Source organism: Pseudomonas sp. MONT-RG-20F-20-E-7-02 (assembly GCF_022662395.1).
Lineage (GTDB): Bacteria > Pseudomonadota > Gammaproteobacteria > Pseudomonadales > Pseudomonadaceae > Aquipseudomonas.
Map to the genome: position 1 here is coordinate 19,807 of NZ_JAKNQN010000004.1, position 12,359 is coordinate 32,165.

A 12,359-nucleotide genomic window follows, 5' to 3' on the forward strand; every position below is an offset into this window, starting at 1 on the left:
CTGGATAGCCAAACAAGCTCGGAGCTTATGACCACCCGTACTACGGCCGGCGCTGCCCACCTCGATACCGCTTCCGTTCCCCCATTGCTGAGGATTACGGGAGACTGGACGCTTGCCCACTACGCAAACCTGAAAAAGCTGTCGGACACGCTCGACGGCCAGTACGACGCCGGCGCCCGCATCGACCTCAACGGCCTCGGCGCCCTGGACACGGCCGGTGCTTCGCTGCTGGTTGAGCTGCTGGGCCCGGAGCGCATCGAGCAATCCGCCGAGCAGACCGATTGCAGCCTGTCCGCCGCCGACCGCGCGCTGCTCAAGACCGTCTACCGCTCCCTGAATGACTTTTGTGTGCCGGACAAAGCGCCGGAAGAAGCCGCGGGCATTCAGGTGCTCGCGCGTATCGGCCGCGCGGTGGACACGGTTTGGCAGGACAGCAAGAAGCTGCTCGGTTTTATTGGCCTGATCCTCGAAACCTTCGCCCGTGGCATTTTCCGCCCCAAGCGCTGGCGCCTCACGCCGATGGTCGCGCATATCGAACAAACCGGCCTCGACGCTGCGCCCATCGTGGCACTGCTGACCTTCCTGGTCGGCGCCGTGGTAGCGTTTCTCGGCGCCACGGTGCTCAAGAGTTTCGGCGCGACCATTTTCACCGTGGACCTGGTGGCGTTCTCTTTCCTGCGTGAATTTGGTGTATTGCTCACCGCGATCTTGATCGCCGGCCGCACCGCCAGTGCCTTTACCGCGCAAATCGGCTCAATGAAGGCCAACGAAGAAATCGACGCCATCCGCACCCTGGGCCTGGACCCGATGGAGCTGCTGGTGCTGCCACGCGTGATGGCGCTGCTGGTGTCACTGCCGATGCTGACCTTCCTGGCGATGCTCTCGGGCATTGTCGGCGGCGGCGTGGTGTGCGCCGTGGCGCTGGATATTTCGCCGGCGATGTTTCTCTCGCTGCTGCAATCGGACATCGGCGTGCAACATTTTCTGGTGGGCATGGTGAAAGCACCGATCTTCGCCTTCCTGATTGCCGCGATTGGCTGCCTTGAAGGCTTCAAGGTCAGCGGCAGCGCCGAGTCGGTCGGCGCCCACACCACCTCCAGCGTGGTGCAATCGATCTTTGTGGTGATCGTGCTGGATGCGGTCGCGGCGTTGTTCTTTATGGAGATGGGCTGGTGAGCCGTCTACACCGTGCGCCCACTGAGGCGGTGATCGAAGTGCGCGGGCTGTGCAACCGCTTTGGCAACCAGAGCGTGCACGAGAACCTCGACCTGGATTTGTATAAAGGCGAGATCCTGGCGGTGGTCGGCGGCTCCGGCAGCGGCAAATCGGTGCTGCTGCGCAGCATCGTCGGCCTGCGCCGGCCCAGCGAAGGCGAAGTGCGGGTGTTCGGCAAAAACCTGCCGAACCTCTCGGAACATGAACGCTCGCTGGTGGAACGCCGCTTTGGTGTGCTGTTCCAGAAGGGCGCGCTGTTTTCCTCGCTGACCGTCACCGAAAACGTTGCCCTGCCATTGATCGAACACGCCGGCCTTAGCCGCCGCGATGCCGAGCACCTGGCGGCAGTCAAACTGGCGCTGGCCGGGCTGCCCCTGTCGGCGGCGGATAAATACCCGGCGTCGCTGTCCGGCGGCATGATCAAGCGCGCCGCCCTGGCGCGGGCATTGGCGCTGGACCCGGACATCCTGTTTCTCGACGAACCCACCGCCGGCCTCGACCCGATTGGCGCGGCGCAATTTGACCAACTGATCCTGACCTTGCGCGATGCGCTGGGCCTGAGCGTGTTCCTGGTCACCCACGACCTCGACACGCTCTACACCATCACCGACCGCGTGGCGGTGCTGGCGCAGAAGAAAGTGCTGGTGGCCGATGCCATCGATGTCGTCTCGGAAACGGACGACGCCTGGATTCACGAATATTTCCACGGCCCCCGCGGCCGCGCGGCATTGGATGCCGCTCAATCGCTCAACGAGGTATGACATGGAAACCCGAGCCCATCATGTGATGATCGGTCTGTTCAGCGTAATCGTGGTGGTCGGCGCGATGCTGTTTGGGCTGTGGCTGGCCAAATCCAGCATCGACAGCGCCTTCCAGGATTACGAGGTGGTGTTCAACGAGGCGGTCAGCGGCCTGTCCCAAGGCAGCTCGGTGCAGTACAGCGGGATCAAGGTGGGCGACGTGATCAGCCTGCGCCTGGACCCCAATGACCCGCGCCGGGTACTCGCGCGCATCCGGCTGGCGGGGCAAACGCCGATCAAGGAAGACACCCAGGCCAAGCTGGCACTGACCGGCATCACCGGCACCTCGATCATCCAGCTCAGCGGCGGCACACCGCAAAGCCCCGAGCTCAAGGGCAAGGACGGCAACCTGCCGGAAATCATTGCCTCGCCGTCGCCCATCGCGCGCTTGCTGAATAACAGCAACGACTTGATGACCAGCATTAACCTGCTGCTGCACAACGCCAACCATATGTTCTCCCGCGAGAACGTCGAACGCCTGAGCAATACCCTGGACAACCTGCAACAAACCACCGGCGCCATCGCCGACCAACGCGGCGATATCAAAGTGGTGATGCAACAGTTGATGCAAGTGAGCAAACAGGCCAGTGCGGCGCTGGAGCAAACCACCGTACTGATGCGCAACGCCAATGGCTTGCTCAATGACCAAGGCAAGCAGGCCTTCGGCAGTGCTGAGCAGGCGATGAAATCACTGGAGCAAAGCACCGCGACCATCAACACCTTGCTGACCAACAACAAGGACTCGGTGAACAGCGGCATGCAAGGCCTCAACGAACTGGCGCCGGCCGTGCGCGAACTGCGCGAAACCCTGGGTTCGCTGCGCGCCATCTCCCGCCGCCTGGAAGCCAACCCCAGCGGTTACCTGCTGGGCAGCGACAAGAACAAGGAGTTCACGCCATGAAGCGTGCTTACCAACTGATTGCCCCTGTGGCGCTGGCGCTGATCAGCGCGTGCTCGATCCTGCCCAAACCCGACCCGTCGGACGTGTACCGCCTGGCTTCGGCGCAAACGACCACCCAAGGCACACCGGTAAGCTGGTCGTTGCGCGTAAGCAAGCCTCAGAGCAGCGAATTTCTCGACAGCCCACGCATTGCCGTGGTGCCCAATGGCGACCTGATCAGCAGCTATGCGAACTCGCGCTGGAGCGACCCGACGCCGGTGTTGCTGCGCAATCGGTTTATGGACGGCTTCCAACGCGACGGGCGAGTGACGTTGCTGAGCACCGACGAGACCAACTTGCAGGCCGACTATGAGCTGGGCGGGCAGTTGCAGGCGTTTCAGAGCGAGTACCACGGCAGTGCCGTTGAAGTCGTGGTCCGATTGGATGCGCGACTGGTGCGTGGGAGTGATCAGCGGATCATCGCCAGCCGGCGGTTTGAGGTCCGGCAGCACGTCGGTGGCACCAAGGTGCCGTCGGTGGTGGCGGCGTTTGGGCAGGCGGGGGATCAGTTGAACAGGCAGGTGGTGGATTGGGTGGTGCAGCAGGGCAATGCTGCTGCGAAACACTGAAGGCCTCTTCGCAGGCAAGCCAGCTCCCACATTTTTGAATGTATTGACACATCAAGGTGTGGGAGCTGGCTTGCCTGCGATAGCCTTTTCAGCCTTAACCAAAGAACCAGTAGCAAACAGCAATTGCCGCCACGACACCGGCAAACTCCGCCAGCAACGCACACCCCACTGCATGCCTGGCCCGCTGGATGCCCACCGACCCGAAGTACACCGCCAACACATAAAAGGTGGTTTCCGTACTGCCCTGAATCGTCGCCGCCACCATCGCCGGGAAGCTGTCCACGCCCTTGGTTTGCATGGTCTCGATCAGCAGCGCCCGCGCGGCACTGCCGGAGAACGGCTTGACCATCGCCGTCGGCAGCGCGTCGACAAACCGGGTGTCCATGCCGGTCCAGGCCACCACGTGGCGAATGCCTTCGAGGCCGAAGTCCAGCGCCCCGGAAGCACGCAACACACCCACCGCGCAGAGCATCGCCACCAGATACGGCAGCAGGTTCCTGGCAACGTCAAAGCCCTCTTTGGCGCCTTCGACAAAGGCCTCGTAGACCTTGACCTTGCGCAGCGTGCCGATCACCAGGAACAGCATGATCAAGCCGAACAGCGTCAGGTTGCCGAGAATCGAAGACAGGCCAGCCAACGCCGTGGCGGACAAGGTGGCCAACAAGGCCATGAAACCACCCAGCACCAGCGCGCCGGGAATCAAGTAGGCCAGTACCACCGGGTCCCACAGGCGCAGGCGCTGCATCACCGCGACCGAAAGCAAACCCACCAGGGTCGAGGCGCTGGTGGCCAACAGGATCGGCAGGAATACCAGCGTCGGGTCGGCGGCGCCTTGCTGGGCGCGGTACATGAAGATCGTCACCGGCAGCAGCGTCAGCGACGACGCGTTGAGCACCAGGAACAGAATCTGCGCGTTACTTGCGGTGTTGGGGATCGGGTTGAGTTCCTGCAGCGCCTTCATGGCTTTCAGGCCGATGGGCGTGGCGGCGTTGTCCAGGCCCAGGCCGTTGGCGGCGAAGTTAAGGGTGATCAAGCCGATGGCCGGGTGGCCGGCCGGCACTTCGGGCATCAGGCGGCGAAACAGTGGGCCGAGGGCCTTGGCCAACCAGTCGACGATCCCGGCTTTTTCGGCGATGCGCAAAAAGCCCAGCCATAAGGTCAGGGTGCCGAACAGCAGCACCATCACTTCCACCGACAGTTTGGCCATGGCGAAAATGCTTTCCACCATCGCCGCAAAAATCCCGGCATTACCGCCAACCAGCCATTGCGCCAGTGCTGACACCATTGCCACGACAAAGAAGCCAAGCCACAGGCCATTGAGCATCAGTTGAATCCCCCGAAAGATGGGGCGAATGATAGCGGGGCTGGCAGAAACGACAAACCCCGGATTTTTCCGGGGTTTGTGTAGGCACTCAGCAACGATCAGCCGCGGCTGGTTTCGCCGGTCGGCAGCGCTTGCTTGCTGCGCCAGTGCGGCAGGGAGTTCCAGTAACGCTCGCCCTTGGCGTCGTCGTACATGCCTTCCCAACGGGAGATGACGAGTACTGCCAGGGCGTTGCCGATTACGTTCAAGGCGGTACGCGCCATATCCATGATGCGGTCGACACCGGCGATGAACGCCAGGCCTTCCAGCGGGATGCCCACGCTGCCCAAGGTGGCCAGCAGCACCACGAAGGACACGCCAGGTACGCCGGCGATGCCTTTGGAAGTGACCATCAGGGTCAGCACCAGCATCAATTGCTGGCCAATCGACAAGTCGATGCCGTACAGCTGCGCAATAAAGATCGCCGCGATGCTCTGGTACAGGGTCGAACCATCGAGGTTGAACGAATAACCGGTCGGCACCACGAAGCTGCAGATGGCCTTCGGCGCGCCGTAGGCTTCCATCTTCTCGATCACACGTGGCAGCACGGTTTCGGAACTGGCGGTGGAGTAGGCCAGTACCAGTTCGTCCTTGAAGATGCGCATCAGCTTGAGGATCGAGAAGCCAAACAGGCGCGCGATCAAGCCCAATACCGCAAAGGCGAAGAACAGAATCGCCACGTAAACCAGGATCACCAGCTTGGCCAGCGGCAGCAAGGAGGCGAAGCCGAAGTTGGCGACGGTCACCGCGATCAGGGCAAATACGCCGATGGGGGCGTACTTCATGATCATGTGAGTGACTTTGAACATGCTCTCGGACACGCCCTGGAACATGGTTACCAGCGGCTCGCGCAGTTCAGGCTTGAGGCTCGACAAGCCCAGGCCGAACAGCACCGAGAAGAAGATGATCGGCAGCATTTCGCCACGGGCGACGGCAGCGAAGATGTTCGACGGGATCAGGTTGAGGATGGTTTCGATGAACGCATGCTCATGCTGCACTTCGGCGGCAGTGGCGGTGTACTTGGAGATGTCGACAGTACCCAGGGTACTCATGTCGATGCCGGCGCCCGGGTGGAACAGGTTGGCGAGCAAGAGGCCGACCACGATGGCGATGGTGGTGACCACTTCGAAGTAAAGGATGGTTTTGACGCCGATTCGACCGAGCTTCTTCGCGTCACCTACACCGGCGATGCCGACGATCAGCGAGGAAATCACAATCGGGATCACGATCATCTTGATCAGGCGGATAAAGATATCGCCCGCTGGCTGCAACACATTGCCGATCCACCAGGCCTTTTCAGCACTGAAATGGTTGAGCACTGCACCGATTGCGATCCCCAGCACCAAACCGATGAGGATCTGCCAGGCGAGGCTTAGCTTTGCCTTCTTCATGTCATTACCCTTACTTCAAGTGGACTTAAGGCAAATGCGCCATCTGGAACGCTCGGAAGCGAAAAAGTGTGTGCATCTGCCTCCGTAGAAGGTCACCGCAGCGTGGCCGAAATGGCTTACTGGCAGGCGAAAAAAGGCGCAACTATTCCCATGCAAGAGTGCGACGTCTAATGCCGTAAACGCCTACCCTATGCCGAATCGGCATGGCTTTTTTTGAAAATAACTGTCCGAACGGTCAGTTCAAATATGCCATTTAGGCAGGTGAATATGCCGTGAACCGGCCAATACCGGCTCGCTCAGAGATATTGGACGACTGTGGGTCACTGCCAAAAATGCCTGGGATTTGATGAGTTTAGCGTCGGAAAAGTCCTATGGCGCGCGCAAAATTTTCTAGATAGAAGGTCGCTCCGACATACCCAGTAATGGTTAGCAGGAGGCGGAAAAGAAAATAGCGACTATGGGCGACATACGAGACCCGTGATGAGAGCGATAAGCTCGTCGCAAGTTCAGCAAGCTTGAGGACTTGTGAACTTGCGTCGCAGCTTTTCACCTGACCCGGCCCTTGCGCAGGCACTCCCTGTACCCGTAGGTCACGCCGATCTTGATTGATCAGAGCAACCCGGCCCCCTGGTCATGCACCGCCCTTGGCGAGCGGTGCAGACAGAAAGAAGCGAGGGCTTCTTTCTATGGACGCCGGCTCCGTTGACGATAGAAGCGTCAGACGGAACCTAGTACCAATTCGGATCTTTCTTAAGCTGCTCCATCAGCAGCTTTTTCATGCCTTCGTCCGGCTTACCGATAAAGCGGTAATCGGCGTGCCGCGTCGGGGATTTGTCTGCCGGTAAACCGGCCGGGACTTCCACCAACATGGCGTAGGCATCTTCCTTGTCGTAGCTGAAGGCAACGATCAGGCGCTTGTTCAGGCACGTATCAGCCGTTTCGCACAGCGGACCGACCAAATACTTGTCGCCATCTTCTTCTACGGCATTCATTTGCTCGGCCGTACCGGACAGGTTCATCACCCATTCCGGCAGGCGCTCTTCTTTCTTCACCACGCTTTGCCAGGTTTCGCGGTACTGCTTGTCCGCACTGAGCAATTCGTTGGCCCGTGATTGACCGTCGTTGGCGGCCATCACCAGGCCGCTACCGCCCAAGAGCAGGGCGGCAGCAATGGCTTTGAGAGACAAACTGGTCATATTCAGCCTCGGCCGCGACGACCAAAGAAGAACGAAGCGATGAACATCACCAGGAAGACCACAAACAGAATTTTTGCGATACCCGTGGCGGTGCCCGCGATACCACCGAAGCCCAGGACTGCAGCCACAATGGCGATGATCAGAAATGTGATTGCCCAACTCAACATGGTGATTCTCCTTATGCTTCTTTAGGGGTAACAGCGGTAGTGCCGTGCAGCCGCTCAAACAAGCGACCTTTTGTTGCCTAGAACACCCAGCGTTCTTGAGCAGGCAATTCGCCCAGGGTCGAATCCTGGTCAGCCACTCTCAGTTGCGGGGCGGTTACGTCGGAAGTCGCACTGCCAACGGAACGGAAATGGGATTGGGTCATCACTGGACGTTCGAATTGCGGGGCTTGCTGCTGACTCTGCTGCCAATGCTGCATCTGCTGGCCGGCAATCAACGTGACCATCAAGGCCAGGCTGGCGAACAGACCTTGCTGCAAGCGCAGTGGCGATACACGCAATTGGCTGAGGCTTTGGCGAGTCATGCTGCATTTCTCCCGCATTTTGATTATTCGGTCATGACGCTGTTGAGAGGGTTATTGCAGAGTGCATGCCAGGTTTTTTACAAAATAAAACTCAATAAAATCAGCAGTTTATGAATGATGCTCAAGCATAGAGCCCAGCATCCTGCACGATGCCCCTATCCAGGCCGTGCGAAATGCACGATGGTCAATGGTCGGATCAAGGGATCGAAACCGAATAACGCGTTGCCGAAAAGGCAAGAAGGCATGAAAACGCCATCAATCGGCGCGTTTGTAGGGAGATGTGCAGATACCTGCGCGAAGATGCCGTTTATCAATCAGAATAAACCATGCAACTTGCCCGATTATTCCGGGACTAATCACCATCATTCATAGTTAAGGAGCGTGGGACAGATGGAATCAGCCAAGGAACTTCAAGGCCGCATTCTTTTAGTGGATGACGAATCCGCGATCCTTCGCACCTTCCGTTACTGCCTGGAAGATGAAGGCTACACCGTAGCCACCGCCAACAGCGCCGCCCAAGCGGATGCCCTGATGCAACGCCAGGTATTCGACCTGTGCTTCCTGGACCTGCGTCTGGGTGAAGACAATGGCTTGGACGTGCTGGCTCAGATGCGTATCCAGGCGCCCTGGATGCGTGTGGTGATCGTTACCGCGCATTCCGCCGTGGACACCGCCGTGGACGCGATCCAGGCCGGCGCCGCCGACTACCTGGTCAAGCCTTGCAGCCCTGACCAATTGCGTTTGGCCACCGCCAAGCAGTTGGAAGTACGCCAACTCTCGGCGCGCCTGGAAGCGCTGGAAGGCGAAGTCCGCCAACCCAAAGACGGCCTCGACTCCCACAGCCCGGCCATGATGGTGGTGCTGGAAACCGCGCGCCAAGTTGCGGGCACCGACGCCAACATCTTGATCCTGGGCGAGTCGGGTACGGGTAAAGGCGAACTGGCTCGTGCCATTCACGGCTGGAGCAAGCGCTCGAAGAAATCCTGCGTGACCATCAACTGCCCGTCGCTGACGGCGGAGTTGATGGAAAGTGAATTGTTCGGCCACAGTCGCGGCGCCTTTACCGGTGCCAGCGAAAGCACGTTGGGCCGCGTCAATCAGGCGGACGGCGGCACGCTGTTTCTCGACGAGATCGGCGATTTTCCCCTCACGCTGCAACCAAAATTGCTGCGTTTCATCCAGGACAAGGAATATGAGCGCGTGGGCGACCCAGTCACCCGCCGTGCCGATGTGCGCATCCTGGCCGCGACCAACCTGAACCTGGAGGACATGGTGCGCGATGGCCGTTTCCGCGAGGATTTGCTCTATCGCCTCAACGTAATCACGTTGCACCTTCCGCCATTGCGTGAACGCAGTGAGGACATCCTGACACTGGCCGACCGCTTCCTCGCGCGCTTCGTGAAGGAATATGCCCGGCCGGCTCGCGGGTTCAGCGACGACGCGCGTGAGGCGCTGCTCAACTACCGCTGGCCAGGGAATATCCGTGAGCTGCGAAACGTTGTTGAGAGAGCCAGCATCATTTGCCCGCAGGAAAAGGTTGAAATCAGCCACCTCGGGATGGCCGAGCAGCCGACCAACAATGCGCCGCGTATCGGCGCGGCATTGAGCCTGGATGAGCTGGAAAAAGCCCATATCGGCGCGGTGCTCGCCACCAGCGATACCTTGGACCAGGCGGCCCGCACTCTCGGCATTGACGCGTCGACCCTGTACCGCAAACGTAAACAGTACAACCTGTGAGCTGTACCCTATGAAGCTAGCGATGAAACTGCGCACTCGTTTGTTCCTGAGTATCTCAGCGCTGATCACCGTCGCCCTGCTGGGACTGGTCCTGGGACTGGTCAGTGTTATGCAAATGGCCAAGAGCCAGGAGTCGCTGATCCGCAGCAACTTCATCACCTTGGACCTGGGTCTCAAGCTGCGCCAGACCCTGGGGGACCAGTTGATCCTGATGCTTGAGGAACAACCGGACCCCGTGGCGCTGCAGACCTCAAAACAGCAGTATTTCGCGCTGCTGGATCAGGGTATCGCCCACGAACAACAAGACGGCAAAACCAGTGGGTTCAGCCAGGCACGCCTGGATTATCTAAGCTTCCTCCAGGCGTTTGACGAGGCCCAGCAAAGCTCCCTGGCGAACAATAAAAACCAGAAACTCACCGAAACCTTCAATGCATTGCGCAGCGGCTTGATCGCAGAGCACAAGCACGCCCTAGAAAACATCAACGCCAGCGAACACAAGTCCCGCAACCGGGCGCTATTGATTGCCGGTCTTCTGGGGCTGGTCGGGCTGGCGGTTTTGATCATCGGCTTCGTCACCGCCCACGGCATTGCCCGCCGTTTCGGTGGGCCGATCGAAGCCTTGGCCAAAGCCGCCGACAAGATCGGGCAGGGCGATTTCGAGGTGACGCTGCCGATCTCGTCGGCAGCGGAAATGAACCAGCTGACCCGACGCTTCGGCATCATGGCCGAGGCCTTGCGCCAGCATCAGGCAACCAATGTCGATGAATTACTGGCCGGCCAGCAGCGCTTGCAAGCGGTGCTCGACAGCATCGACGATGGCTTGTTGATGATCGACCGCCAAGGGCGCCTGGAACACCTTAACCCTGTGGCGCAGCGTCAGCTCGGCTGGGACGAAGATCGTTTGGGCCAGGGCTTGGGCGAGGCACTGGGCCGCCCCGAAATGGATGAACAGCTGCAACTGGTACTGCGCGGCGGCAACCTGGAACGGGCACCGGAAGACCTGGAAGTGGAAGTCGAGGGCGAACTGCGCCTGCTGACTTATAGCCTGACACCAGTCAGCCATACACAGGGGCACATTCTCGGCGCCGTGATGGTGCTGCATGACGTCACTGAGCAGCGCGCCTTCGAACGGGTGCGCAGTGAATTCGTATTGCGCGCCTCTCACGAACTGCGCACGCCGGTGACCGGCATGCACATGGCCTTCGGCCTGTTTCGCGAGCGAGCGAAGTTTCCCGCCGACTCCCGCGAAGCGGACCTGCTGGACACCGTCAATGAAGAAATGCAGCGCTTGATGCAGTTGATCAACGACTTGCTCAACTTTTCGCGCTACCAGAATGGTCTGCAAAAACTCACGTTGGGGCCGTGCGACGTCACCGATTTGCTGGAACACGCACGCGCACGCTTCGCAGAGCCGGCAAATGCGCAAAATATCGAATTACTGGTGGAAGCCCAGGCTGACTTGCCCAGGTTGTACGCCGACCAAGCGCAGCTGGAGCGCGTGCTCGACAACCTGTTAGGCAACGCGTTACGCCATACCGCTGATGGCGGGCAGATTCGCCTGCAGGCGCGCCGCCATGGCGAGCGGGTGATTATCAGCGTCGAGGATAACGGCGAAGGCATCGCCTATGGCCAGCAGGGTCGGATCTTCGAACCCTTCGTGCAGGTGGGCCGCAAGAAAGGCGGCGCCGGCCTCGGGCTGGCGCTGTGCAAAGAGATTGTGCAGCTGCACGGCGGCCGCATGGGCGTGTATTCGCGGCCGGGGCAGGGGACGCAGTTCTACATGGCGTTGCCGCTGTAATCTGGCAACTTTGAATCGGGTTACACGCTTAACTACGGTTCAACGCGCGCAGGATGGCGGCACTTTCAGCATCCGGCGTGCCATCAAACAGCGACGGCCGGAAGTGCATCTGGAACGCCGCGATCACATGCCGCGTGGCGACATCCAGCTCACCGGTCTGTGGCGTCTGGTAGCCCAAACGCGCCAATTCTTCCTGGAACCAGGTAACGCTCGGCAGGTCCGCCGCGTACTGCATCTGGAACCGCGCCACGGCCTGAGCATCTGGCCAGGCCCCCAAGCCCTCGGCGGCCAGGCGCTTCCACGGGAACAACGGGCCCGGGTCGAGCTTGCGCAACGGTGCAATATCGCTATGGCCAATGATGTTCTTGGGGTCAATGCCATTGCGCTTGCTGATGTCCTTGAGCAACACCACCAGCGACTGCACCTGCGCCTCGGAATACGGATACCAGACGCGGCCTGTGGGTGTGTCGCGATAACCCGGGTTGACGATCTCGATGCCAATAGAGCTGGAGTTGAGCCAGGTGCGGCCCATCCACTCGCTTTCGCCGGCGTGCCAGGCGCGCTGGCTCTCATCCACCAGCTTGTAGATGGTGCCGGAGGCGTCGTCGCCGATCAGGTAATGGCTGCTGACCTGGCCGTGCGTCAGCAGCGCCAGGGAGCGTTCAAGGTTGGTTGAGGTGTAATGGACAACGACGAACTGCACGCGGTTGTCGTGGTTGACCGAAGGATGGTTGGTGTCCAGCCGTGGGCCGCTGGCGCAGCCGGCAAGCAGGAGAAAGACGAAGGCGAAGTAAATGGATTTCATGGCGGAAGACGTTACG

Annotated in this window: 12 protein-coding genes; 6 read left to right on the forward strand and 6 right to left on the reverse strand. The window is 60.1% G+C overall.

Annotation, left to right across the window (positions count from 1 at the left end):
* Positions 1–27 precede the first annotated feature (27 nt).
* Genes L8I05_RS13035 through L8I05_RS13050 form a run of 4 tightly spaced genes read left to right on the forward strand, consistent with a single transcriptional unit; the run spans position 28 to position 3,524 of the window.
* Positions 28–1,176 (forward strand): ABC transporter permease, encoded by a 1,149-nt coding sequence (locus L8I05_RS13035; RefSeq protein ID WP_242169409.1) that lies wholly within the window; start codon positions 28–30, stop codon positions 1,174–1,176.
* Complete coding sequence (locus tag L8I05_RS13040) at positions 1,173–1,976, forward strand: ABC transporter ATP-binding protein (protein WP_242169411.1); 804 nt, start codon at positions 1,173–1,175, stop codon at positions 1,974–1,976. Before L8I05_RS13035 ends, L8I05_RS13040 begins: the two co-directional genes overlap by 4 nt.
* 1 nt (position 1,977) lies before the next feature.
* Positions 1,978–2,916, forward strand: coding sequence for an MlaD family protein (locus tag L8I05_RS13045; RefSeq protein ID WP_197626181.1), 939 nt, complete (start codon positions 1,978–1,980; stop codon positions 2,914–2,916).
* Entirely contained in the window at positions 2,913–3,524 is a 612-nt protein-coding gene (locus L8I05_RS13050) for an ABC-type transport auxiliary lipoprotein family protein (protein WP_242169413.1), read from the forward strand. Before L8I05_RS13045 ends, L8I05_RS13050 begins: the two co-directional genes overlap by 4 nt.
* Positions 3,525–3,618: 94 nt before the next feature.
* Here the strand turns inward: L8I05_RS13050 and L8I05_RS13055 are convergent, their stop codons facing one another.
* The 5 genes from L8I05_RS13055 to L8I05_RS13075 all read right to left on the reverse strand — a co-directional run bounded on the left by L8I05_RS13055 (position 3,619) and on the right by L8I05_RS13075 (position 8,003).
* A complete protein-coding gene (locus L8I05_RS13055; protein WP_242169415.1) occupies positions 3,619–4,848 on the reverse strand; it encodes a spore maturation protein in 1,230 nt (409 codons plus the stop codon).
* Between the two features lie 98 nt (positions 4,849–4,946).
* The gene (gene gltP, locus L8I05_RS13060) at positions 4,947–6,278 is read right to left on the reverse strand and encodes a glutamate/aspartate:proton symporter GltP (RefSeq protein ID WP_159953526.1); all 1,332 of its coding nucleotides are present in this window, start codon (positions 6,276–6,278) and stop codon (positions 4,947–4,949) included.
* Positions 6,279–7,006: 728 nt separating this feature from the next.
* The gene (locus L8I05_RS13065; protein WP_159953525.1) at positions 7,007–7,474 is read right to left on the reverse strand and encodes an inhibitor of vertebrate lysozyme family protein; all 468 of its coding nucleotides are present in this window, start codon (positions 7,472–7,474) and stop codon (positions 7,007–7,009) included.
* Positions 7,475–7,476: 2 nt separating this feature from the next.
* Positions 7,477–7,641, reverse strand: coding sequence for a DUF1328 domain-containing protein (locus L8I05_RS13070; RefSeq protein WP_003170804.1), 165 nt, complete (start codon positions 7,639–7,641; stop codon positions 7,477–7,479).
* Positions 7,642–7,718: 77 nt separating this feature from the next.
* On the reverse strand, positions 7,719–8,003 hold the full coding sequence (locus L8I05_RS13075; protein WP_242169416.1) for a hypothetical protein: 285 nt from the start codon (positions 8,001–8,003) through the stop codon (positions 7,719–7,721).
* A gap of 390 nt (positions 8,004–8,393) precedes the next feature.
* Here L8I05_RS13075 and algB point away from each other — a divergent pair, with 390 nt between their 5' ends.
* Both algB and L8I05_RS13085 read left to right on the forward strand, forming a co-directional pair.
* Positions 8,394–9,740 carry a sigma-54-dependent response regulator transcription factor AlgB gene (gene algB, locus L8I05_RS13080; protein ID WP_094949662.1) on the forward strand — a complete coding sequence of 449 codons (1,347 nt, stop codon included), beginning with the start codon at positions 8,394–8,396 and terminating at the stop codon, positions 9,738–9,740.
* 10 nt (positions 9,741–9,750) lie between these two features.
* On the forward strand, positions 9,751–11,538 hold the full coding sequence (locus tag L8I05_RS13085; protein WP_242169418.1) for an ATP-binding protein: 1,788 nt from the start codon (positions 9,751–9,753) through the stop codon (positions 11,536–11,538).
* A 28-nt stretch (positions 11,539–11,566) separates the two neighbouring features.
* On the opposite strand, the gene L8I05_RS13090 is transcribed toward L8I05_RS13085, so the two are convergent.
* Positions 11,567–12,343: an N-acetylmuramoyl-L-alanine amidase gene (locus tag L8I05_RS13090; RefSeq protein WP_242169420.1), complete on the reverse strand. Its 777-nt coding sequence runs from the start codon at positions 12,341–12,343 to the stop codon at positions 11,567–11,569.
* Positions 12,344–12,359 lie beyond the last annotated feature (16 nt).